A 24,684-nucleotide genomic window follows, 5' to 3' on the forward strand; every position below is an offset into this window, starting at 1 on the left:
TCAACCTATAGCAGGACGAGACACTGTATCTGAGGGTGTGTTAGCTGATTCTGACAGAGCTGAAGAACAATTAGATCGCGGAGGGTTTACTGTGCCTGCCAAACAACTCCATACAGTTGCCCCTGGTGATACGCTTTATCAGCTTTCCAGAAAGTACCATACTTCTTTGCAGGAACTACGGCAGTGGAACAACCTACGAAACAATAATATCAAGATAGGGCATAAGCTGCGTGTCGCAGTACCCAAAGGTTAATAAGGATACTTTTAGTTAAACGGGACTAAAATTCCGGGTATGTGTGCCTGGGTGCTTTTGTCCCCGCCTTTGTCTCAGGCGGGGAGTTTCTTTTCAGTTGTTTATAGTAAGGTTGATTAGGAGCAGATAAAAAGCGCTTCGCTTATGAATGGAACCTGAAGAAAGTACCCAGCGGCAGCTTCCGGTCTCCTTTATCATGTAGATAAATCTCACCTAACTCTTTATTCTTGATTTGATCTCCAAAGGTCTGGTGCATCAGGTTATCCAGAATAATAGCAGAAAACCCCAGCGAGTAAAGGTTAATCAGCAGGAAATAATCTGTTTTATCAAGCATTTGCTGGCACAGCTTTATCAGTTCATTCAGCTCATTTTCCAGCTGCCATTTCTCTCCGTTAGGGCCACGTCCATACGCCGGAGGGTCCAGAATAATACCGTTATAAGTGTTGCCGCGTTTAACTTCCCGGCGAGCAAACTTCATGGCATCTTCCACTATCCAGCGGATGTTGTCCAAGTTACTGGCCTCCATGTTATCGCGAGCCCAGAAATTTACCTGTTTTACAGAGTCCAGGTGCGTAATGTCGGCTCCGGCGGCTTTGGCAGCTAAAGATGCGGCACCAGTATAAGCAAACATATTCAGAACCTTTGGTGGCTGAGCCTTTAGTTGGCGTGTGGTGTCGTAGATAAACTTCCAGTTGCTGTCCTGCTCTGGGAAAAGCCCCACATGCTTAAAAGAAGAAAGCCCCAGGCGGAAACGCAGCTTCAGGTCATTATATTTATAATTGATGTACCACTGCTCCGGCATGTCTTTCTTTAATTTCCATTGCCCTTTCTCAGAGCTGCCCTTATCACGGGTAAAAACTGCCTGTGCCAAGCGCTGCCATTCTTGCTCAGGTAAATGCTTGTCCCATATGGCCTGTGGTTCAGGGCGGGCAACATAATATTGGCCAAAACGCTCCAGCTTCTCAAAATTTCCAGAATCTACTAATTCGTAGTCGGCCCAGTTTTCTGTTGTAAGAAAGGAATACATATCTTTGCTGTTTAATTGTAGCTGTGTACTAGCTGACGGCAAAAGTACGACTTATCTGCCGAACGTAAAAAGTGCACGTTTTGCTGGTTTAATTGTTGAATGTATATGGCATTAAGCTTTTATAAATATCAAGGTACGGGCAACGACTTTGTAATGGTCGATAACCGCAAGCTTTTATTCCCGGCAGAGGATGAAGCTCTAGTAAAACACCTTTGTGACAGACGCATGGGGGTAGGGGCAGATGGTCTAATTCTGCTACAGGACCACCCGGACTATGACTTCCAGATGGTATACTACAATGCGGATGGGCGGGTAGGTTCTATGTGTGGAAACGGAGCCCGCTGCACAGTACGTTTTGCAAAGCAGTTAGGTGTAATTGAAGATGTAGCCTGTTTCCTGGCTGCCGATGGTGAGCACCAGGCAAGTGTGGAGCGTGATCTCATTCACTTAAAAATGAACGATGTTGCCAGCGTAGAGAAAACAGGAAACGACTATTACCTCAACACAGGGTCTCCTCATTATGTACGCTTTGTAGACAATATTCAGGAACTGGATGTGTATAAAGAAGGCCGTGCTGTTCGCTACAACGACAGGTTTAAAGAAGTAGGCACTAATGTAAACTTTGTACAGCGTATTTCTGAAAATGAAATTTTTGTGCGTACCTACGAGCGTGGCGTGGAAGACGAAACGCTTTCCTGCGGAACAGGCGTGACTGCTTGTGCTCTGGTCGCAAGTCTGGAGGGCTTTAAAAGTCCTGTAAAAGTTAACACACTAGGAGGGGACTTAGAAGTTTCTTTTACCCGAAGCGGAGACTCTTTCGACCATATCTACCTGATTGGGCCAGCTAAACTTGTCTTCAATGGTTCTGTAGCCCTTCCAGAAAAGGTCTAAATCATTTAATCCAGATCAGCGTGTTTTTGAAGTCAGATAAAATATATTTAAGAGCTTTAGAGCCCCCTGATCTGGACTTTTTGTATGTGCTGGAAAACGATACTAATGTATGGTATGTGGGCAACACGCTTACGCCTTATTCCAGGCACATACTGGAGCAGTATCTAGAAAATGCTGCGTTTGATATTTTTACAATAAAACAATTGCGTCTGGTTATCTGCACACATAGCCACAAAGCAATAGGTGCTATTGACCTTTTCGATTTTGACCCACTGCACCAACGGGCGGGTGTAGGTATTATATTGGCTGCTCCTTATCGTGGTAAAGGGTATGCCGCTGAAGCTTTAGAGCTACTCTTAAACTATTGCCAATACACGTTACAGTTACACCAGGTATATTGTTCTATCACGGCTACCAATCAGGCAAGCATAAAACTGTTCACTAAAACTGGCTTTGATGAGGTAGGCATAAGAAAGCAGTGGTTACGTAAGACCGATGGCAGTTGGGATGATGTAATCGAATACCAGAAGCTGTTTTAGACATAGCTATTTTAAGCTGATATAAGAACATGTTCTATGTTCAATTGTTATCCCTTCATATAAAGTTGAAGATTCATAGATAAATGACCAATTCCTTTCAGGGAATTTTAACTCCTAGTTAGAATGCATTTCCCTAAAACGAACTTCTGCCACATTGCCACGTGTTACCTATTATGGCATAGACATTTAAGCTGTTAGCGAAAGAATAGTAAACAAGCTATATTACATCGGCAAGTTTGGCAGGATGTTACTTTAGGTAAAGTTTGGTATTGTTTTCGTACTGTAAATAAGATATATCGGAAAAACAGCTTATTTTTGACGATATTGCAAACGCAGATTTTTATTTAAGAACTATATAGAATGTTTGATTTTTTCGGTAAAACCGTTGCGAAATTATTCGGAACAAAATCCGACAGAGATATAAAGGAGGTTGTACCCTACGTATCTAGAATAAACGAAGAGTACGCCAGACTGGCTAATCTTACAGATGATGAGCTCCGCCAGAAAACAGCGGAAGTAAAAGGCATCATAGATGAGCGACTGAAATCAATAGATGACCAGATTGCCGCACTACATAAGCGTGTTGCTGACGAGCCTGATCTGAACATTGTGCAGAAAGAAAGTATCTTCTCTGAGATTGATGAACTGGAGAAGCAGCGCAATAAGGATTTGGAAGTGGTACTACTGGAGGTACTACCTACTGCTTTTGCTATTGTAAAAGAAACAGCACGCCGCTGGAAAGAAAATGGCCAGATGGTAGTAACCGCTACTGACCATGACAGAATGCTGGCTGCACGTAAACCAAACGTACAAATAGACGGTGATAAGGCTACCTGGGTAAACAGGTGGATGGCAGCTGGTAACGAGATTGTCTGGGACATGTTACACTACGATGTGCAGCTGATAGGTGGTGTTGTTCTGCACCAGGGTAAAATTGCTGAGATGGCAACTGGTGAAGGTAAAACCTTAGTGGCGACCTTGCCTGCTTTTCTTAACGCTCTTGCTAAACGTGGTGTGCATGTAGTAACTGTAAACGATTATCTTGCTAAACGTGACTCAGAGTGGATTGGACCACTGTTCGAGTTCCATGGCCTGACAATAGACTGCATCGATAAACACACGCCTAACTCTGAGGCAAGACGGAATGCTTATCGTGCCGATATTACGTACGGTACCAACAACGAATTCGGCTTTGACTACCTGCGCGATAATATGGCGCGCGATCCACAGGACCTGGTTCAACGCAAGCATCATTATGCAATGGTCGATGAGGTAGACTCTGTATTGATTGACGATGCCCGTACACCTTTGATTATTTCTGGTCCGGTGCCACGCGGTGATGAGCATGAGTTCTATCAACTGAAGCCACGCATTGCCATGCTGGTAGAGGCGCAACGTAAACTTGTAAATAATTTCCTGACAGAGGCTAAACGCCTGATAAAAGATGGAAATGATAAAGACGGAGGCCTATCGCTATTCCGTGCTTACCGTGGTCTGCCTAAGAGCAAGCCTCTGATTAAGTATCTGAGCGAAACAGGTATACGTGCCATTCTTCAGAAAACGGAGAACTATTACCTTCAGGACAACTCCCGCATGATGCCTGAAGCTGATGAGCCGTTGTACTTCACGATTGATGAAAAGCATAACCAGATTGAGTTGACAGAGAAAGGCATTGACCTTATTACAGGGCAGGGAGAAGATCCGAACCTGTTTATTTTGCCAGACATCGGTACTGAGATTGCCAATATCGAAAATGATAACTCTCTTTCTAATGAAGAACAACTGCACTCGAAAGAGCAGCTAATCGCCGATTTTCAGGAAAAAACGAAACGTGTACACACCATCAACCAGTTACTGAAGGCTTATACGCTGTTCGAGAAAGATACCGAGTATATTGTAACACCTGACCACAAAGTTAAAATTGTGGATGAGCAGACAGGCCGTGTAATGGAAGGCCGTCGTTACTCTGACGGATTGCACCAGGCAATAGAGGCGAAAGAAAACGTGAAGGTAGAAGATGCCACACAAACTTATGCCACTGTAACACTGCAGAACTACTTCAGGATGTACCACAAGTTAGCTGGTATGACGGGTACTGCCGAAACAGAGGCAGGTGAGTTCTGGGATATCTATAAACTGGATGTGGTGGTTATTCCAACTAATCGCCCAATACAGCGAAAAGATGAGCACGACAAGGTTTATAAAACTACCCGTGAGAAATACAATGCAGTAGCAGACGAGATCGTAGAGCTTACAGAGAAAGGCCGCCCAGTGTTGGTTGGTACTACTTCTGTAGAAATTTCAGAGCTCCTGAGCCGCATGCTTACCATGCGTAAAATTAAGCACCAGGTACTAAACGCGAAGATGCACCAGAAAGAAGCCGAGATTGTAGCCGAAGCTGGTAAACCAAGTACGGTGACAATAGCAACAAACATGGCTGGCCGTGGTACCGACATCAAGCTTGCGCCGGAATCTAAAGCTGCCGGTGGTTTGGCCATTGTGGGTACAGAACGCCATGAGTCACGCCGTGTAGATCGTCAGTTGCGTGGTCGTGCCGGTCGTCAGGGTGACCCAGGTTCTTCTCAGTTCTTTGTTTCTTTGGAAGATAACCTGATGCGCCTGTTCGGCTCTGACCGTATTGCCCGCCTGATGGACCGTATGGGATTGGAAGAAGGTGAAGTAATTCAGCATTCTATGATCACTAACTCTATTGAGCGTGCGCAGAAGAAAGTAGAGGAAAACAACTTTGGTATGCGTAAGCGCCTGTTGGAGTACGATGATGTGATGAACGCACAGCGTGAAGTGGTGTATAAGCGTCGCAGAAATGCCCTTTACGGAGAACGTCTGGAGCTGGATATCTGGAATATGATCTATGATATCAGCGAAGATATTGTTCTTAACTATAAGAATATTAACGACTACGAAAACTTCCAGCTGCACATTATCCGTGTATTTGGTATTGATACACAAATTTCAGAAGCTGACTTCAGAAGCACTCAGGCAAACCAACTGGCAGAGCGCCTGTATAACGAAGCTTTGGCTTATTATGTGAATAAGAACAAGCAGACAGGGGAGCAGGCTTACCCGATCATCACGAACATTTACCAGAACCGTGGACCAATGATCGAGAATGTAGCAGTGCCGTTCACAGATGGTAAGCGACAAATGGCCGTGGTAGCTAATCTTACAAAAGCGTATGAGTCTCATGGTCTGGAGCTGATCCGGTCAATGGAGAAAACGATTACCTTGGGTACAATTGACCAAGCTTGGACGGACCACCTGCGCCAGATGGATGACCTGAAGCAGTCTGTGCAAAATGCGGTGTACGAACAGAAAGACCCATTGCTGATTTATAAGTTTGAGTCTTTTGAGCTGTTCAAACGCATGATTGGTAAAGTAAACGAACAAACGATTAACTTCCTGTTCCATGCTTACATTCCGGTGCAGGCACCAGAACAGGTACAGGAACCTCGTCCGCAGCCAAAGCCTAAAGCACCTGTTTTGCATGAGCAAAAAGCAGAAGTGCATTCTTCTCTGGAAGATGAAACAGGCCATACAACAGCACCAACTCCTGAACCTCAGAAAATGGTGCCTGCCCACTCTCAGAAAGTTGCAGGACGTAACGATCGTGTAAGTGTGCAATACAATGATGGCCGCGTAGTAAAAGATGTTAAGTTCAAAACAGTAGAAGAAGACCTACAGAACAACCGTTGTGTGCTGTTAGAAGACTAAATCTATGTTTATAAGATTATTTGAGCAGCCACTAAGAAATTAGTGGCTGTTTTTTTATTTCCACTTTCTATCTTTGCAGGTGTTTAAATAACAAACAGATACTTCTATTCTTAAATTTAGCATTTAATATCTATAATGGCTGGAAAAGATATTGCCTCTTATATAGACCATACTTTGCTGAAACCAGAGGCTACTGCTGATATGATACTACAGCTCTGTGATGAAGCCACTAAATATGAATTTGCTGCTGTTTGTGTGCCGCCATATTATGTAGCTTTGGCAAAAGAACGCTTTGGTGCAGCCAGCCAGGTTAAAGTGGCTACAGTAGTTGGCTTTCCCTTAGGCTATCAGCACCCGAAGGCAAAGTTTCTGGAAACCCACCAGGCTGTTAGCGATGGAGCCAGTGAGATAGATGTGGTTATGAATATTGCTGCTTTTAAGTCTGGAAGATATGCTGAGATAGAAAATGAACTGGGAGACCTGGCAAAGTTCTGCCATCTGAAAGAAGCAGAATTAAAGGTAATTATAGAAACAGCTTTACTTTCTCCAGAAGAAATAGAGAAAGCATGTGAGATATGTGTGGCCGCTGGCGTAGATTTTGTAAAGACCTCCACAGGCTTTGCAAGCCGTGGAGCCTCTGTAAGTGACATAGAGCTAATGCGGCGCGTGTTGCCTGATTATATAAAGATTAAAGCCTCTGGTGGCATAAAAACATTAGCCGATGCGCAAGCGTTAATTAAGGCAGGTGCCGATAGGCTGGGCTGCTCGGCGAGCATACAAATAGTAAAAGATGAACAGAGTATTTAGCATATTATTTTTGCTGGCTATCATGCTGACAACAGCCTGTGCTTCCTCTTCAGGAACAGGTAGTGCCAGAACAGCCGAAACTACCAGGTCAGGAGGGAAGGATAAGGGTAACGAAAAGGTGGTTGAGGATTTAAGTCTATACCGGCCAAAATATACTGTACCTGATGCTGCAGCACCTGCAGCACGTATGGAACCTGTAAACCATGTAAATGACCGTGTGGAGGTTTTGATGGATACAGTAGCTAGTGTGAACAAAGGAATAAGATTTGCACAAGGATATCGCATACTGGCTTATAATGGTTCAGAACGACAAACAGTTATGAATCTGCGAAAAGCTATTATATCCAGAGTGCCGGAGGAAAAAGATTACCTGACATACCAGCAGCCAAACTTCCGCTTAAAGATAGGTGATTTCTTTAGCCGGATAGAGGCACAGCAAGTACTAAACAAAATTCAGGACCTTATTCCGAATGCACAAATAGTGTCTGAACAGATAAATATTAATAAAAGCTACTAAAGCGATAGTTGGTTTGAGAAGAATAGTAAAGCGTTGTGGCCTGAAACAGGTTGCAACGCTTTTTAATTTAGTGCTATAGTATTTAATTGCTGCTACAATTCTATCTCTTTTGCTTAAAAGCAGTACATAAAAGCTCTGGCAGATGCCTGCACAGAAGTTTATAAACAGAAATTAATTATGTCTCAACTGTTAGATAAAATAAAACAACTTGCTCAGGCTTATGCCCCTGATACGGTGGCTGTGCGCCGCCACCTACATGCTAACCCTGAGTTATCCTTTGAAGAGTATAATACCGCTGCTTATGTAGAGGAAATGCTTAAAAGCTACGGATTAGCTCCTTCACGTATGGCAAATACAGGTGTAGTGGCTAATATAGAAGGTCGGAATCCAAGTAAAAAAGTTATTGCCTTAAGAGCAGACATGGATGCATTACCCATTTTGGAGCAGAACGAGGTGGAGTACAAATCTAAAAATGAGGGAATAATGCATGCTTGCGGCCACGATGTACATACCTCATCTTTACTAGGGTCAGCCAGAATACTACAGGAGTTACGCGATCAGTTCGAAGGAACAGTAAAGCTGGTTTTTCAGCCAGGGGAGGAAAAATTTCCTGGAGGGGCATCTCTTATGATAAAAGAAGGTGTGCTGCAAAATCCGAAGCCGGCTGGTATAGTAGGGCAGCACGTGTTCCCGATGTTGCCTGCAGGTAAGGTGGGCTTTAGGTCGGGGATGTACATGGCCAGTGCCGATGAAATATATATTACAGTGAAAGGTAAAGGTGGCCATGCAGCTATGCCAGAAATGAACATTGACCCTGTGCTGATTTCAGCTCACCTGATAGTTGCCTTACAGCAGATTGCAAGCCGGCATGCCAGCCCTAAAATTCCAACTGTGCTATCTTTTGGAGACATAAAAGCAAATGGGGCCACGAATGTTATACCGAATGAGGTAAAGATTCAGGGTACCTTTAGAACGATGGATGAAAAGTGGCGGGCAGAAGCACATCAGAAAATTAAAAAGCTGGCCGAAGGGTTGTGCGAAAGCATGGGTGGCAGTTGTGATATTGATATTAAGAATGGCTATCCGTTTCTTAAAAATAATCCGACGCTGACAGGAAATGCCCGTGAGGCGGCAGAGCAATATTTAGGAGCTGAGAATGTGGTGGATCTGGACCTTTGGATGGGAGCTGAAGACTTTGCTTATTATTCACAGGAAGTTAATGCCTGCTTCTATCGCTTAGGAACCCGCAACGAGGAGAGAGGTATCACCTCATCTGTACACACACCTACTTTTGATGTTGATGAGAAAGCACTGGAAACTGGGATCGGGCTGATGGCCTGGTTAGCAATACAGGAGCTAGGTAATTAATATTGGACTTGTAGTATAAAAATTAATGGAGCATAAAGTTTTGGAATATCGCTTGTCTACGGGACTGCTTGGCAGAAAGCGTACACTAAGACTTGCTCCAGACTATTTAGAGTACGAGAACCGAGAGCCCGGACAGTTCACAAAAATCAGTAAAAGCGATATTATCGATGTAAAGAATGAGATGAGCTGGATTTTATGGTACAGGTTCTATGTGGGCTGCAGCTTCAGTATCGATATCAAAACAAAAGAGAACGGCATTATAAAGGTTAAGTTTACAAGCTATTTCGGGCAGAACAGGACATATATTGAAACCTATGCCAGTATAGTAGACTTGATGTGGCAACATTACTTAAACGACATTGTTAACTCGTACCTTCAGAAGTTCTTTACCACCTATGACATAGAGTTAAGAGGAGTGAGATTAACAGGCGAAGGAGTTTATCTTAGTGCAAATGACAAAGCAATTGTCTGGAGAGAAGTAGCCCTTAAGGAATACGAAGATTACTTTGCTATCTACAGCCAGCCTGATCCTCTTATAAATAAAAGAATCTTGTTTAACCAATGGGAAAGCGACATCCTGTTTAGTTTGCTACAATCATTAACGCAAAGTAATCCCGGATCATAAGCCGATGAAAAAAATATACTTCGTGCTGTTACTCGTGCTACCTATGTTTACACAGGCCCAAAGTAAAGTAACTGCTCCAATGGCCATTTGGCCAGAGATTCAGATAAACAAAGGTGTAGGCGAAGATGGTGTGCTGTTTCTGCAGAACCAGTACCGCGTTAACACAGATGAACGGTACAATGATCTGAAGTCAAGAGGCCCTCTGCGAAATTTTGAGCGTGTACAGCTGGCCTTAGGTTACGAGCAAACTTTTTCGGACCATTGGAGAGGTGGAGCTTTGTTTCGCTACGCGTTAGAAGATTATCCTATAACAAAGTTTTACACACTGTTTCTGCGGCACAATGGCAACATAGGCGGCTTGTATTTTAATAAGCAGGCTATGTTTGAGTATGTAAGTCCGGAAGATCAGGATGCTTATGGCCGCTACAGTTTTATGGCAGAGCTAGGAAAGCGTCTGTCATTTAAATCAAAGTTTGTTTCTCCATCTGTAAGATACGAAGCCATGCTGTTGTCTGATTTTGGAGATGGTGGTGGAAGTGCAGGAGAAGAACGAACCGTAGACCGAACTCGCTTACGGATTAGCCTGAACTATGAGCTTAACAAAAAGCTACGCATTAACCCCTACTTTATGCGGCAGACAGACTATTATTTTGTGCTGATACCACCACGTTATGACGAGAATAGCCAGTTGGTAGAGAAAGGATATACTACTAAGCGAAACCGGATTTCACCAGTAGTTGGTTTAGAAGTAAAGTACAGCATTAACAAGAGGCCTAATACTGCCAGTTTTACTTATTAGATATAGTTTAAGAGTCAATAAGTCACAATGTTATGGTTTTAGAGTGTTTGTATTATGACATTGTTTCATGATTTAATGTAATAATACGATTGGTACACTTTTTACTAATACTCTCTATGTAAAAGATGTTAAACAACATTTTTAAGGAGGTTAAAACTATGGCACTTGTTAGAAATAATGGCTTTTACGATGTAATGCCACAATCATTCAGCACAATGTTAGACAGGTTCTTTAATGAGTCTGTTAATACCAGAAACTTCTCTGGATTTACACCACATGTAGACGCTTGCGAAACAGAAAAAGGTTTTGAGCTGGAGCTAGCCTTACCAGGTGTAAAAAAAGAAGATGTCAGTATAGATTTTCAGGAAGGTAAGCTGACCATTACTGGTGAGCGTAAGTTTGAGAAAAAAGAAGAAGGTAAGCGTTATCACATGCTGGAAACGCAGTATGGCTCTTTCACAAGAACCTTTTACCTGCCTGATAATGTAAACCCTGAGCAGATTAAGGCAAACCTGGCAAATGGAGTTCTGCATGTTACTGTTCCTAAAGATGAGCAGAAAGTCCTGAAGCGCCAGATAAGCATTACTTCAGACGCGGAAGAGGAAACTAAACCGGCAGCTAAGAAAGTTGCTGTAGCTTCTGAAAACGGAAAAGAAGTAAAAGCTTAAGAAGTAAAAGCTTTAACAAAAAAGAGGCCGATAATTTTTGGCCTCTTTTTTGTTATTAGTAAGTTATACTAATGATATCATCTCAGTAATATATACTATCGTATACAAGATATACGTTATTAGCTTACAGTATAGAAAATATTTAATATTTACATAAACAACAGTAAATTAATACAGTACATGAAAACTAAACAATTCTTTGTTGGCTTAACGCTTTCGGCTCTGCTTGGTGGAGGCGTTGCAGTAGGAAGCTACAAGCTGCTGGAAGATGAAGCTGTGGTTAGCAGTAGTAATCAGGATAAATATCCTAATGTTCGTTACACCAGCGATATGCGCAGCAGCAATGCTATTGTTCCGGAAGGATTAAATTTTGTGAAGGCTGCTCAGGTATCTACACCAGCAGTAGTACACGTAATGACGGAATACAGTGTACGTTCAGCTGATAACTACAGCAACCGTATGGAACCTTTCCTGCGTGAGTTCTTTGGTGATGGCTTTGGAGAGCGTGCTCCCCGAGGTCCTCAGATGGGCTCCGGCTCAGGCGTTATTATTGCTTCTAATGGTTATATTGTAACAAACAACCACGTAATTGATAAGGCAGATAAAATAGAGGTTGTACTTGATGACAAGCGTAAGTTCGAAGCTACTTTAGTAGGTACAGACCCCACTACCGACATCGCCTTACTAAAAATTAATGCCGATGAATTGCCTGCTGTTCGCTATGGTAATTCCGACGATCTGCAAATCGGGGAGTGGGTGTTGGCTGTGGGTAACCCTATGAACCTTACATCTACTGTTACAGCAGGTATTGTGAGTGCCAAAGGCCGTAACATTAACATTCTGCGCACCAGCCAGAACGATATGAGCATTGAGTCATTCATTCAGACAGATGCTGCTGTAAATCCTGGTAACAGTGGCGGTGCTTTAGTTAACCTGAATGGTGACCTGGTAGGCATCAATACTGCGATTGCATCGCAGACAGGTTCTTTTGCGGGTTATTCTTTCGCAGTACCTTCTTCTATTGTTAGCAAAGTGGTAGACGACCTTCTGAAATATGGTGAAGTGCAGCGTGCCTTGTTAGGTGCCAGAATACAGGAGATTGATGCGGCATTTGCTAAAGAAAAAGGAATTAAAACACTAAATGGCGTTTACCTGTACGAGATCACAGAAAACAGTGCTGCTGAAGAAGCCGGCTTGAAAGCAGGTGACGTTGTTACAGCTATCAACGACGTGAATGTAAGCAAAACATCTCAACTGCTGGAGCAAATAGCCCGCTATCGTCCTGGTGATAAAGTAAAAGTGACTTATATCCGGGATGGTAAAGACAAAACAGCCAACGTTACACTTAAAAACCTGAACAACAGCACCGAGCTTGTAAAACGTAGCAATGCCGAAGCGGTAACATTTGATGGAGCTTCCTTTGCGCCTGTTTCTAAGCAGGAAATGAATAAGCTTGGTATCAGTGGTGGTGCTAAAATCTCAGGAGTAGATAAGAGCAAGTTCCGAGATACTGGTATGAAAGATGGCTTTATTATAACAAGAATCGACAGGTACCAGGTAAATGAACCTTCAGATGTTGAGAAACATTTGAAGAGCTTTGATGGTGGTGTAGTTTACATTGAGGGTGTTTACCCGGATGGCCTAAAAGCTTACTATCCAATTGGCAAAGGTTAATCTTTAGCTTGAAACATAGTACAAAAGCTTCCACAGATACGTGGAAGCTTTTTTGTTTTTTATAGCTTTGTATAAGCTGTAACAGTAAAAAATAAACAGAACTTATGAAACAAACCATAGAAGAACTTCCGCTAAACAAAGCACTGGCAGATGTGTTGCATCAGTTAGGTATAAAAGAGCTTAACCCGTCTTACAGTACAGGTTTGGTATGGGGAGGACAGGAAGGGCGCACTGTTAAAAAGATTCGCTCCCCTGCAGATGGCAACTTTATATCTTCTGTAAATATGGCTACAGCAGATGATTATGAACAGGTTGTAAAAGCAGCGCAGGAGGCATTTAAGGTGTGGCGCAAAGTTCCGTCTCCTAAGCGTGGCGAGATAGTGCGGCAGATAGGGCAGAAGCTGAGAGAGCACAAGGAAGCTTTAGGCAAACTGGTAAGCTATGAAATGGGCAAAATATTACAGGAGGGGTTAGGCGAAGTGCAGGAAATGATTGATATCTGCGATTTTGCTGTAGGCTTATCACGGCAGCTTCATGGTTACACTATGCACTCGGAGCGTCCGCAGCACCGCATGTACGAGCAGTACCATCCGCTGGGCATTGTTGGTGTTATATCCGCTTTCAACTTCCCGGTTGCTGTCTGGAGCTGGAATGCAATGTTGGCTACAGTATGTGGCGATGTGGTTATCTGGAAGCCATCTGAGAAAACACCGCTTACAGCTATTGCCTGCCAGCATATTATACGCGAAGTGTTAGTTAAGAATGAGCTGCCGGAAGGGATTTTTAACCTGATTATTGGTGATGCTGAAATAGGAAGCCTGATGAGCCACGACAACCGTGTTCCACTTGTTTCTGCTACGGGTTCTACAACAATGGGTAAAAAAGTAGGCGAAGCCGTTGGAGCCCGCTTAGGCAAATCTTTGCTGGAACTAGGTGGTAACAATGCTATTGTCATTACAGAGAATGCAGATCTTGAAATGGCTATTCGTGCTGTAGTATTTGGAGCAGTGGGAACCTGTGGGCAGCGCTGTACTTCTACCCGTCGCTTAATAGTACACGAAAATGTATATGATAAAGTAAAGGAGCGCCTGGTTAAAATTTATCCAAACCTGCCAATCGGGCACCCGCTTAGCAATACAACGCTTGTTGGCCCATTGATCGATAAAGATGCTGTGGAAGCATTTCAGCAGGCGCTGGCCCAGGTTCAGCAAGAGGGAGGGACCCTATTAACAGGTGGAGAAGTGCTAAATGGGGATAGCTACCAGACGGGTACTTATGTAACACCAGCCATTGTAGAAGCAGAGAATCATTTTGCTACTGTACAGAAAGAAACCTTTGCTCCCATTCTTTATCTGATAAAATATAGTGGCGATATAGAAAATGCTATTGAACTGCAAAATGGTGTGCGCCAAGGCTTGTCATCAGCTATTTTCTCTTCAAGTTTATTGGAAACAGAAGCGTTCTTAAGCCATTGGGGCTCTGACTGTGGTATTGCAAACGTAAATGTGGGTACATCCGGAGCAGAGATTGGAGGTGCCTTTGGTGGAGAGAAAGATACAGGTGGTGGTCGTGAATCCGGATCTGATGCCTGGAGAGTTTATATGCGTCGCCAGACCAACACCATCAACTATAGCAGAGAGCTTCCTTTGGCACAAGGTATTAAGTTTGATATAATGGATTAAGAATTTAAGGATGTTGCCTTTATGCCTATAATGTGTATCACCTGCTGCAAAAGAAACCGTTTTAGTTCTCGGGATTAAAATATTACGCAATTATTTTACTTTTTAGGGTAAGGTGCTCAATTATTACCTGAATTTTATACAGTATTTTCTCGCAAAAGCCAGCTTTTCTAAGAAAGCTGGCTTTTTTGTGCGTGTGTATCAGCAGGAATCTACATGATATGCTATAGTTATCCACATTTGTGGATAAATGATATGTGGATATGTTGATAACCTAAGGTTGATAATTGTTACGTTTCCCTTAGAATGTAGTTAAAATATAGGTTTTTGGTAATAAATAGTTAAACTTATTTGCTAACTTGAAGAAGATGAAGTAGATAGACAACTTTTAGATTTCCACATCAGGCTGTGGATAGTGTGGAAAAGTAGGTTGGTGGGAGAATATTAAAAGTATTTTAGCTACAGATGCAACCTCTTGCAAAAGCTTCTGTCTTTAGAGTGAATTTAGGAAAGAAAGGAGATGAGGGAAACAAAACAGAAGCTTTAAAACGAACAGAGCAATACTAAACCGGAAGACTTTGGAGAAATTGAGTTATCAGGATGTGAACCATCATGTAATAGAGCGGTGCAGGCAAGGTGAAAACCGTGCACAGTACGAACTGTACAAGCTTTACTCCAAAGCTATGTTTAACGTGAGCATGCGTATTGTAAACGATTATGCCGAAGCAGAAGATGTGTTGCAGGAAGCTTTTATCAGTGCCTTTAAGAACCTTCATACCTATAAAGGTGAGGCTTCATTTGGGAACTGGTTAAAAAGAATAGTGGTAAATGCTGCTATTAACTCTATCCGTAAAAAGAAAGTCGAATTGATAGAGATAGATGAAAGAATAATGGAAGACGTTGCTGAAGAAGTATGCGACAACGATACAGAGTGGCGGGTAGAAAAGGTTCGGAGAGCCGTGCAGATGCTGCCAGACGGATACCGGGTGGTGTTAACCTTATACCTTTTTGAGGGCTTTGACCATGCTGAGATAGGTGAAGTATTAAGCGTGTCAGAGTCAACGTCAAAATCGCAGTACAGCCGCGCCAGAAAGAAGCTATTAGAAATTATGCGTGAACCACAGTTTGTTGCCTGATAACATAGCAGCACAAGGAGATACTGATTATGAAAGATAAGCTAAAAGATTTTATATGTGAACACAAAGATGAGTTCGATGTGTATGAACCCCGGCAGGAGCTGTGGCAGGAGATTTGCCAGGAAATGCCTCCTATTGATGAAAAGCAAAAGGCGAAAGTAATTAGCATAAACTTCGGTAAGCGAGCCAGCTTTAAAGCTGACTATGTGTTTATGCGTGTGGCGGTAGCCGTGTTATTATTGATTGGGTGTGGGTTTATCCTGTTTTATATGAAAGAGAAGGCAGTAGTTCGTGCAACTAACACCATTGCCGCAACACAGCCAGCTACCATTAAAAGTATTGCTCCTGAGCTTGTAGAGGTAGAAACGTATTACACAAGCCAAATAAGTGAAAAGAAAAAGCAGCTAAGCGACTACGATTTGAAAGTGCTGGGGCTGGATGAGAGTATGCAGATAGATTATGAACTGGCCCGCCTTGACAGTACTTATCAGCAATTAAAAAAAGAATTATATACAACACCCAACACAGATAAAGTAGTAAGTGCCATGATCCAGAACCTGCAGATAAGGATAGAGGTGCTAAACAGGCAACTGGAGGTGCTTCAGAAAATAGATAAACTTGAAAACGTAATTGATTCAGAGGTAAAAGAAAATGAAACCGCTAATGTATAAATCTATACGCTGCTTGTTACTTATAGCCACACTGGTGCCTACTATGGTTCTTGCACAGCAGAAAACAGAAACAGAGCCCACTACCTCTATAACAATCGATTTGTCCGGGCTTGCTGATGGACTGTCAGAACTGGCTGCCTTATCAGAGCTTTCGGTGTTATCCGATCTTTCTAGCGTGGTTGACGTGCAGGAACTCGCTAAGCTTGAAGTTAAAGTGGAGCCTTTACTCCGGATAGAGAATCAGGCTTCAACTTTCAACTCAGAAAAGAGAAAGTCTTTTGACAAGACTTATAAAGTGAGTAATTCAGAACTGCTTAATATTGAAAATAAATTCGGCAAAATACATGTGAATACCTGGAACAGAAAAGAGGTTCAGGTTCGGATAGACATAGTTGCCCGTGCAAGTTCTGAGCAAAATGCCCAAAAGATTCTGGATGGGATAACCATCTCCGAAAGCCGTGACAGTAAAATGATTTCATTGCGTACAGAAATGGAGTCTATTCGTACTTCGGGTAACTCGAACAGAAGCTTTGAGATAAACTATACTGTCTTTATGCCGGAAGAAAATCCTGTTGCTCTGAAAAATAGTTTTGGAGAAGTATATCTGGCTGATTTAAAAGGTAAAGCTGATATTACTGTTAAATACGGCTCTTTGAAGACTAACAACTTAAGTAATTCTTCAAACAACATTAGAGTTGCTTTTGGGTCAGGAAGCTGTGGCTTTATTAACCATGGTAACATTGATGTAGCTTATTCTGACTTTAGTGTAGATGGAACCAATGGGCTACAAGGTTCTTCTAAATTCAGCGATCTGATAATTGGTAGTCTGGGAGAGGTGCTTACAATGGATGTAAAGTATGGGTCTTTTAAAGTTGATAACATAAGCAGAAACGTTCGGAGCATTAACGTGGCCAGTGGCTTCAGTCCAGTATCATTAGGCTTTGCAGACAATAGCGCTTTTGATTTTGATGTAAATGTTCAGTTTGCAGATTTTAAGTACGATAAATCTAGTGTAAACATTACATCCCTTGAAAAAGGACATACTTCAGCAGAATATAAAGGCAGATATGGTGGTTCAACAGCAAAAGGTTCTGTAAATGTCGTGTCTAAGTACGGTGATGTGAAGTTTATAAGGTAGTTCACTCGTAGAACTTATATAGCCAGTGTTTGGCGCAGTTAAGAATATCATTTTAAGAAAATTGTGTTTGTAAGTTTGTTGTTTAAGGTAAAAGAGCTGGTGTAAACCGGCTCTTTTTGTTTTCATGCCATATAGCAAAGCATTTAGAGTTATCTTTGGGTAAGGCAAAATTTAAGTAGAATAAGACTTGATTTAAAATCGTGAGCGAAAGCAGAGAAACATTATTTAAACAGCGGTCAGAGCATTTTTCTGAGTTGGAAAAGAAAGCATTGTCAAAATCGCAGTTGGTATCGTGGCTGCGTTTGGTTGTATTTGTGGTAGGCATTGCGTTAGTGTGTTACTTCTTCTCCACTAGCAGCTATGCACTAGGTGTACTGAGCATAGTGGCATTCTACATTCTGTTTGTAGTGGTAGTACGTTGGCACAGTCGCCTGAACTATATCTATAACAATTACAAGCTGCTGCGTGAGCTAAATCTGCAGGAAATCGATCGGCTGGCAGGGCGCTTGCAACAGTTCGATTTGGGCCAGCAATTTGCGGATGACCAGCATGCCTATACTTCTGACTTGGACATTTTTGGTAAAAACTCGTTGTTTCAGCTGATAAACCGTTCTGTTACAACTTTGGGTAAACAAAAGCTTGCCGATTGGATGCGTGTTGCTGCCGTACCAAAGGAAGTGCTACGTAGGCAACAGGCGGTGGCAGAACTTGCCCAGGAGGGGCAAGTAGATTGGCTGCAGGATCTGCACGTTAAATCACGGCATTACAAGCACCAAAACCCTCCCTCGTTTAAGTTTTTCGACTGGTTACGCTCTAACAACTTGTATCAGGATCATCCTTATCTTAAGATACTGATAGTGGTGTTGCCTGTACTTACGATGGCTGCCATTGCCGCATATTTTAATGGCTACTCGGGGTATGTTGCTGGCGCCTTTCTCGTAGCTCAGTTTCTGCTGGCGTATCGCTTTCAGAAGATCCGTGATGAGTATTATGACAATAGCATGGAGATGTACGAAGCCATGCGAAGTTACAAGCGCCAGATAATCAAAGTGGAGCAGTATACTTTTCACGCACCCTTATTAGTAGAGTTGCAAGACATACTGATGCAGCAGAATTATAAAGCATCGGTGGCACTGGCCCGGTTAGAACGTATTCTGGATTATTTCTCTTACCGGCTTAGTACGCTAATGGCTTTTTTTCTAAATACTGTTTTCATGTGGGACTTTATCTGGATATACCAACTGGAGAAATGGCGTAAACAATATGTGCCGCAAGTAGAGGGCTCCCTGGATGTATTGGCTAATTTTGAAGCGTTGGCAAGTATAGCCTCTTTCCAGTTTGCAAACCCTGGCTATGCTGTTCCGGTGCTAAGCCATCAGCCTTTTGATGTGCGGGCTCAGCAGTTAGCCCACCCGCTTATCTTTTCTGTAAAGCGCATAGCTAATGATTTTGAGATGCAGGGTGCAGGCAGCACAATGGTAATAACCGGTTCTAACATGTCTGGCAAAACAACATTTCTGCGTACAGTTGGTATAAACATGGTGATGGCTTTCACAGGTGGGCCTGTCTGTGCTGACAGGATGATAGTAGCTCCGGTGCAGGTTTATACAGCCATGCGTACTGCTGATGATCTGTCTGAGAACACTTCTTCTTTTTATGCTGAGTTGAAACGTTTGCGCATTTTGTTAGAGTTAACAGAACAGGGAGCTCAGCCTGTATTTTATCTGCTGGATGAGATTTTAAAGGGCACTAATTCCCGGGACCGCCACCAGGGAGCTATGGCTTTAATCCGGCAGTTGCATCAACGTAATGCTTCGGGGTTAATTTCTACACATGATCTCGAACTAGGAGCAATGGAGGAGGAGCTTCCCGGAAGCGTGTTTAACTACAGCTTTAATAGTATGATAGAAGGCGATAAAATTATGTTTGACTATACTTTACGTAAAGGTGTGTGCCGTAGCTTTAATGCAAGTAAACTGATGCAGCTAATGGGCATTGCTATAGCGGATGAAACTGGAACCAGCCAACAATAATTCAAAACATATAAAAACATGAGAGTTGTAGCCGACATACCGCACCCTCAAATAAAGATTACATTACTTGCCTGGAACGGCAAGTACCTTATTAAATTGGAAAAAGGTGATTTTGAGCAAACCTACAAAATAAGTGAAATGGATGTAATGGGGGATGCAGGTGCCAAAGAACTTTTAGACGAAGATTTTATAGAAGCTGCTTTGAATCGTTTTTCAGACATGCGAGATGCCTTTGTGTCTAGTATAAGAAGAAACAGTTAAGATTCTAAGTGAGAGTTAAATCAGGCTACAAGCCTGCTTATACAGACTTATAAAAAAAGCCCGCCATTGTGCGGGCTTTTTTTATTTATGTGCCTTTTGGAGGAATTAACCACCGATAGCTACACGTTTGAACTCACTTACAGTTAAGCCTTTGCTTGTTTTCTCAAGTAATTGAGAAATTGTAAGAGAAGAGTCTTTTACGAACTCCTGATTTAACAAAGTGTTTTCTTTGTAGAACTTATTCAGTTTCCCAAGAGCAATTTTCTCTAACATTTGCTCTGGCTTGCCTTCAGCGCGTGCTTGCTCTTTACCAACCTCTATTTCACGCTCTACAGTAGCTGAATCAACGCCGTCTTTGTCTAACGCAATTGGCTTCATCGCAGCAATTTGCATCGCAATATCTTTACCAACTTCTTCAACCTCTGTACCATTGGTGTTCGAAAGACCAACAAGTACACCTAACTTACCATTTGAGTGGTTATAAGCAACTACTTTATCAGCAGAAACAGTCTCGTAAGATACCACATCAATTTTCTCACCGATTTTACCCATCAGGTCAGTAATGTGATCCTGCAGTGAACGGCCATCAGCCTGAGGTGTTGCTAAAAGCTCTTCTTTAGAAGTAGCATTAGTAGTAACAGCTGCTTGCAGAACTGCGTTAGCCAGGTTCTGGAAGTCCTCTACTTTAGATACTGGTTCAGTTTCGCAGGCAAGAGCAACTACTTTACCAGTAGTACCGTCTTCGCTTACTTGTGTAAGAACTACACCTTCAGAAGTTGCATTGTCAGCACGCTTGCTGGCAATTTTCTGACCTTGTTTACGCAGGATATCTTTAGCTGCTTCGAAGTCGCCATTTGCTTCTGTAAGTGCTTTCTTACAATCCATCATACCGGCTCCGGTTTCCTGGCGGAGTTTGTTAACGTCTTGTGCTGTAATAGCCATGTTTTTATAATTAAGAATTATGAAATTAATAATTAAGATTTTCTATCTGGAGTAAAAGAAACATGTTATTAGAACGGCAGACATTATCTTGAGTCTAAGTATAGCATCTAAAATCTAATAATGTCTCTTTCCTTAATCCCCTAAAACAAACTGAACATTGAAGCAGCATGTGGCGCCCAATGTTCAGTTTATCTGATGCAATATGAACTACAGATTATTGTTCGTCTGCTTCTTGTTTAGCTTTGATGCCTTCTTCCTCGGCACGCTTACGCTCAGTTTCTTCTTTATCTACTTTACGCTCAGAAAGACCTTCTTCAATAGCCTTACCAACAATAGAAACGATAAGTGATACTGATTTAGAAGCATCATCGTTTGCAGGAATCGGGAAGTCTACCAGTTCTGGGTTAGAGTTAGTATCGCAAATAGCGAAAACAGGAAGATTTAATTTTTGAGCTTCTTTAACAGCAATGTGTTCACGCTTTACGTCAACAATAAATAATGCTGCAGGGAGCCTTGAAAGATCAGCAATACCGCCCAAAACTCTTTCCAGTTTCTCACGCTCACGAGAAAGCATTAATCTTTCACGCTTTGCGATAGCTGCATACGCTGTGTTGTCTTTTACCATCTTGTCGATAGTAGACATTTTCTTTAAAGACTTACGTACTGTAGCGAAGTTTGTAAGCATACCGCCTAACCAACGATCAGTAACATAAGGCATTTTAAGACGTTTTGCCTCTTCAGCTACAATTTCCTGAGCCTGCTTTTTAGTAGCTACAAACAAAATTTTACGGCCAGATTTAGCGATATTCTTAATAGCAGAAGTAGCCTCATCAAGAGCAACCAAAGTTTTGTTCAGGTCAATAATGTGGATCCCGTTTTTCTCCATGAAGATATACGGAGCCATTTTCGGATCCCACTTGCGGGTAAGGTGGCCAAAGTGAACACCTGCCTCAAGTAATTCTTTATAATTAGTACTTGCCATGTTGTTGATACACCTTTAATATTAACGTTTACTGAACTGGAATGAACGACGTGCTTTACGCTTACCGAACTTCTTACGCTCTACCATGCGAGGGTCTCTTGTGATAAAGCCTTCTTTTCTAAGAACAGACTTAGTTTCGGCATTTTCAACTACCAGTGCTTTAGATATCGCAAGTCTTAGTGCCTCAGCCTGGCCGCTTACACCACCACCTTTAATGTTGGCTTTTACATCGTATTTGCCAATGGATTCTAAGGTTTGAAACGGCTGATTTACTATTGTTTGCAGTACTTCGCTAGGGAAATACGTTTTAATATCTTTACCGTTAATAGTGATAATCCCTTGCCCAGGCGTCATGTAGATGCGCGCCACCGAGGTTTTTCTTCTACCAGATGTATTGATAACTTCCATTAATTATTAAATGTTGAAGGTTAGTTGTTTAGGCTGCTGAGCTGCAAATGGATGCTCGCTTCCTGCAAAAACATGAAGATTTCTGAATAGCTCGCGGCCCAGGCTGTTTTTTGGCAACATGCCACGAACAGCGCGCTCTACAAGCAATGTAGATGATTTAGCCTTAAGCTCACGTGGAGAAGTTTTCTTCTGACCACCTGGGTAACCAGTGTGTGTCAGGTAGTACTTCTGGTCCCACTTACGGCCTGAGAAACGTACATTATCAGAGTTGATAACGATTACGTTGTCACCGCAGTCAGCATAAGGAGTGTAAGAAGGCTTGTGCTTGCCCTTCAGGATCTTGGCAACTTCTGATGCCACACGACCCAAGTTTCCTTGCCCAGCATCAACAATTACCCAGCCTTTGTTGGCTGTCTTTTTGTTGACAGTAAGGGTCTTATAACTTAAATGATCCATTTTTAGTGGTTGTAAGCGATTTATTTTAAATATTGAAAAACTTTCTCTATCGAAAAATGGTCACAAAGATACTAGTTATTAATTTGATATGCAATACCTCATTAATAAAATACTGAAACCAACGCACTTACAGTACTTTGGCTGCCATCGTTATAATATGAGTTAACATAAATAACAAGTAAAACAGTTGCATATAAGAGGTATCTGGCTGCACATTTAGTTATTTTTATAGCATAGATATCTTTCTTTTTTTTGCTGCGTCTATTATCTAACACTAAAATTTACTTAATGAAAGCTATTCTTGTTAAACAACCCGGAGGGCCAGAACAACTGGTACTCGGAGAGTACGAAAAGCCTCTTCCAAAGCCGACAGAACTGCTGGTGCATGTACATGCCACTGCTATTAACCGTGCAGACACCTTACAGCGTGAGGGTAAATATCCACCGCCGGAAGGTGCCAGCTCATTGTTAGGGCTTGAGATAGCCGGTGAGGTAGTAGAGGCAGGGTTGAATTGTACGCGTTTCAAGAAAGGTGATAAAGTATTCGGATTACTACCAGGTGGAGGGTATGCAGAATATGCTGTTATTAATGAGCTTATGGCGATGCCTTTGCCCGATAGTGTAAGTATGGAGGAGGCAGCAGCAATACCGGAAGTGTTTTTAACTGCTTACCAGGCACTGGTTTGGCTGGGCAAGCTGGAGGCAGGTGAGCGGGCGCTGGTGCACGCTGGTGCCAGTGGGGTAGGTACAGCAGCTATACAATTGGCACGGGCTATAGGAGCGGAGGTGCTGGTGACTGCCTCAGAAAACAAGTTGCAGGCTTGTCTGGACCTGGGGGCGCATAAAGCTATCAACTACAGAGAGGCTTCTTTTGAAGATGAGGTGTTAGCTTATACTAACTCAGAGGGGATCGATGTGATTATAGACTTTGTTGCTGCATCGTACTTCAAATCTAATATTGAGTGCCTGCGCCTGGATGGCCGTATGGTGATGCTTGCCAGCTTAGGAGGTGGTAAGGTAGATGAATTTGATCTGCGAAAGATACTGATGAAGCGTTTGCACATAATGGGCTCCACGCTTCGTTCCCGCTCCCTTGATTACCAAATAAAGCTTACGCAGGAAATGAGTGCCTTTACTATGCCTTTATTTAAAGATGGAAGTATTAAACCTGTGGTAGACTCTGTTTTTGATTGGGAAGATGTTGCAGATGCGCATCGGCACATGGAGGAAAATAAGAATATAGGTAAGATTGTATTGAAGATAGCTTAGTTTCAGCTTAATCAAAAAGAAAGGGAGGTGAATCTTCACCGCCCTTTCTTTCTCTTTCTATCTGGAGCCAAGGCTTCTCAGTTGTTTTACAAGTACTGCAAAATCTTTAGGATATGGTGCTTCTATTTTAATAAGTTCTTCATTCAGCAATTTGAAACCTATATTAAAGGAGTGTAAAGCAAAGCGCTTAATCAGTGGCAACTCATCTGTATTTTGTTTTAAGTTATAGCCACGCTTTAAATTGCTCAAATACAAATGTTCTCCTCCATAAAGCTCATCGCTTACAATAGAAGCCCCCAAAAAAGCTAAATGCACACGTATCTGATGCAGGCGGCCTGTTACTGGCATGCATTCTACCAGAGTATGACGGTTATAATTTTCCAGTGTGGTAAAGTAAGTCTGCGCTGGTTTGCCTTTAGGCGTTAGTTTAGCAACTCCTTTGGCACTCGGCAAGATAGCACGATCAACGAGTTCATCTTCAAACTTATGTGTGCCCCAAACTACAGCGTGGTATACTTTATAAACCTCACGAGCCTCAAACTGCATAGCTAAATGTCGGTACGCTTCCGGGTTCTTAGCAAGAACAAGACAACCAGAGGTGTCTTTATCCAGGCGGTGGCAAGCTTGTAAGTTTGAGTTGTACTGTCGGGCTATCTTCAGCAGGTTAGTAGTGTTAGGCGTACGGTCTTCCAGCGTAGACAGAAACGGAGGCTTATTCACCACTACGTAATCGTCATTTTCAAATATAATCAGGTCTTTAAAAACCGGGTATTTCATCTTCTAAACTATAAAAGTAAACTTAGCACTCT

The 24,684-nt window shown here is 42.4% G+C and carries 24 protein-coding genes; 18 read left to right on the forward strand and 6 right to left on the reverse strand.

The window, feature by feature from the left end:
* Positions 1-253, forward strand: a 253-nt coding sequence (locus LN995_RS12150; RefSeq protein ID WP_229961345.1) for a LysM peptidoglycan-binding domain-containing protein, incomplete at its 5' end; no start/stop codon positions are given.
* Positions 254-395: 142 nt separating this feature from the next.
* Here the strand turns inward: LN995_RS12150 and LN995_RS12155 are convergent.
* Positions 396-1,280: a class I SAM-dependent methyltransferase gene (locus LN995_RS12155; RefSeq protein WP_229961346.1), complete on the reverse strand. Its 885-nt coding sequence runs from the start codon at positions 1,278-1,280 to the stop codon at positions 396-398.
* Between the two features lie 105 nt (positions 1,281-1,385).
* Between LN995_RS12155 and dapF the strand changes: the two genes are divergently transcribed.
* The 16 genes from dapF to LN995_RS12235 all read left to right on the forward strand — a co-directional run bounded on the left by dapF (position 1,386) and on the right by LN995_RS12235 (position 19,818).
* The gene (gene dapF, locus LN995_RS12160) at positions 1,386-2,171 is read left to right on the forward strand and encodes a diaminopimelate epimerase (protein WP_229961347.1); all 786 of its coding nucleotides are present in this window, start codon (positions 1,386-1,388) and stop codon (positions 2,169-2,171) included.
* A gap of 20 nt (positions 2,172-2,191) precedes the next feature.
* Complete coding sequence (locus LN995_RS12165) at positions 2,192-2,710, forward strand: GNAT family N-acetyltransferase (RefSeq protein ID WP_229961348.1); 519 nt, start codon at positions 2,192-2,194, stop codon at positions 2,708-2,710.
* A gap of 360 nt (positions 2,711-3,070) precedes the next feature.
* Positions 3,071-6,442, forward strand: coding sequence for a preprotein translocase subunit SecA (secA, locus tag LN995_RS12170; RefSeq protein WP_229961349.1), 3,372 nt, complete (start codon positions 3,071-3,073; stop codon positions 6,440-6,442).
* A gap of 135 nt (positions 6,443-6,577) precedes the next feature.
* Positions 6,578-7,249, forward strand: coding sequence for a deoxyribose-phosphate aldolase (deoC, locus tag LN995_RS12175; protein WP_229961350.1), 672 nt, complete (start codon positions 6,578-6,580; stop codon positions 7,247-7,249).
* Entirely contained in the window at positions 7,233-7,766 is a 534-nt protein-coding gene (locus tag LN995_RS12180) for a sporulation protein (protein ID WP_229961351.1), read from the forward strand. The genes deoC and LN995_RS12180 overlap by 17 nt, the downstream gene beginning before the upstream one ends.
* 177 nt (positions 7,767-7,943) lie before the next feature.
* Positions 7,944-9,134 carry a M20 metallopeptidase family protein gene (locus LN995_RS12185; protein ID WP_229961352.1) on the forward strand — a complete coding sequence of 397 codons (1,191 nt, stop codon included), beginning with the start codon at positions 7,944-7,946 and terminating at the stop codon, positions 9,132-9,134.
* A gap of 25 nt (positions 9,135-9,159) precedes the next feature.
* Positions 9,160-9,759 (forward strand): hypothetical protein, encoded by a 600-nt coding sequence (locus tag LN995_RS12190; RefSeq protein WP_229961353.1) that lies wholly within the window; start codon positions 9,160-9,162, stop codon positions 9,757-9,759.
* A 4-nt stretch (positions 9,760-9,763) separates the two neighbouring features.
* Entirely contained in the window at positions 9,764-10,558 is a 795-nt protein-coding gene (locus LN995_RS12195; protein WP_229961354.1) for a DUF2490 domain-containing protein, read from the forward strand.
* A 158-nt stretch (positions 10,559-10,716) separates the two neighbouring features.
* On the forward strand, positions 10,717-11,226 hold the full coding sequence (locus LN995_RS12200) for an Hsp20/alpha crystallin family protein (protein WP_229961355.1): 510 nt from the start codon (positions 10,717-10,719) through the stop codon (positions 11,224-11,226).
* A gap of 180 nt (positions 11,227-11,406) precedes the next feature.
* Entirely contained in the window at positions 11,407-12,900 is a 1,494-nt protein-coding gene (locus tag LN995_RS12205) for a Do family serine endopeptidase (RefSeq protein ID WP_229961356.1), read from the forward strand.
* Positions 12,901-13,004: 104 nt separating this feature from the next.
* Complete coding sequence (amaB, locus tag LN995_RS12210) at positions 13,005-14,582, forward strand: L-piperidine-6-carboxylate dehydrogenase (RefSeq protein WP_229961357.1); 1,578 nt, start codon at positions 13,005-13,007, stop codon at positions 14,580-14,582.
* 575 nt (positions 14,583-15,157) lie between these two features.
* On the forward strand, positions 15,158-15,715 hold the full coding sequence (locus LN995_RS12215) for an RNA polymerase sigma factor (RefSeq protein WP_229961358.1): 558 nt from the start codon (positions 15,158-15,160) through the stop codon (positions 15,713-15,715).
* A gap of 29 nt (positions 15,716-15,744) precedes the next feature.
* Positions 15,745-16,386, forward strand: coding sequence for a hypothetical protein (locus LN995_RS12220; RefSeq protein WP_229961359.1), 642 nt, complete (start codon positions 15,745-15,747; stop codon positions 16,384-16,386).
* Positions 16,379-17,524, forward strand: a complete 1,146-nt coding sequence (locus tag LN995_RS12225) for a hypothetical protein (protein ID WP_229961360.1) — start codon at positions 16,379-16,381, stop codon at positions 17,522-17,524. Before LN995_RS12220 ends, LN995_RS12225 begins: the two co-directional genes overlap by 8 nt.
* Before the next feature lie 200 nt (positions 17,525-17,724).
* Positions 17,725-19,557 carry a MutS-related protein gene (locus LN995_RS12230; protein ID WP_229961361.1) on the forward strand — a complete coding sequence of 611 codons (1,833 nt, stop codon included), beginning with the start codon at positions 17,725-17,727 and terminating at the stop codon, positions 19,555-19,557.
* Between the two features lie 18 nt (positions 19,558-19,575).
* Entirely contained in the window at positions 19,576-19,818 is a 243-nt protein-coding gene (locus LN995_RS12235) for a hypothetical protein (protein ID WP_229961362.1), read from the forward strand.
* A 105-nt stretch (positions 19,819-19,923) separates the two neighbouring features.
* Here the strand turns inward: LN995_RS12235 and tsf are convergent, their stop codons facing one another.
* The 4 genes from tsf to rplM all read right to left on the reverse strand — a co-directional run bounded on the left by tsf (position 19,924) and on the right by rplM (position 22,606).
* The gene (tsf, locus tag LN995_RS12240) at positions 19,924-20,760 is read right to left on the reverse strand and encodes a translation elongation factor Ts (RefSeq protein ID WP_229961363.1); all 837 of its coding nucleotides are present in this window, start codon (positions 20,758-20,760) and stop codon (positions 19,924-19,926) included.
* A gap of 214 nt (positions 20,761-20,974) precedes the next feature.
* On the reverse strand, positions 20,975-21,742 hold the full coding sequence (gene rpsB / locus LN995_RS12245) for a 30S ribosomal protein S2 (protein WP_229961364.1): 768 nt from the start codon (positions 21,740-21,742) through the stop codon (positions 20,975-20,977).
* Between the two features lie 21 nt (positions 21,743-21,763).
* Positions 21,764-22,150, reverse strand: a complete 387-nt coding sequence (gene rpsI / locus LN995_RS12250; RefSeq protein WP_229961365.1) for a 30S ribosomal protein S9 — start codon at positions 22,148-22,150, stop codon at positions 21,764-21,766.
* A 6-nt stretch (positions 22,151-22,156) separates the two neighbouring features.
* The gene (gene rplM, locus LN995_RS12255; RefSeq protein ID WP_229961366.1) at positions 22,157-22,606 is read right to left on the reverse strand and encodes a 50S ribosomal protein L13; all 450 of its coding nucleotides are present in this window, start codon (positions 22,604-22,606) and stop codon (positions 22,157-22,159) included.
* A gap of 288 nt (positions 22,607-22,894) precedes the next feature.
* Here rplM and LN995_RS12260 point away from each other — a divergent pair, with 288 nt between their 5' ends.
* Positions 22,895-23,875 carry an NAD(P)H-quinone oxidoreductase gene (locus LN995_RS12260; protein WP_229961367.1) on the forward strand — a complete coding sequence of 327 codons (981 nt, stop codon included), beginning with the start codon at positions 22,895-22,897 and terminating at the stop codon, positions 23,873-23,875.
* Between the two features lie 57 nt (positions 23,876-23,932).
* Here LN995_RS12260 and LN995_RS12265 read toward each other — a convergent pair whose 3' ends face one another.
* A complete protein-coding gene (locus LN995_RS12265) occupies positions 23,933-24,652 on the reverse strand; it encodes an RluA family pseudouridine synthase (RefSeq protein WP_229961368.1) in 720 nt (239 codons plus the stop codon).
* Positions 24,653-24,684 lie beyond the last annotated feature (32 nt).

The sequence above is a fragment of the Pontibacter silvestris genome, assembly GCF_020907275.1.
Lineage (GTDB): Bacteria > Bacteroidota > Bacteroidia > Cytophagales > Hymenobacteraceae > Pontibacter > Pontibacter silvestris.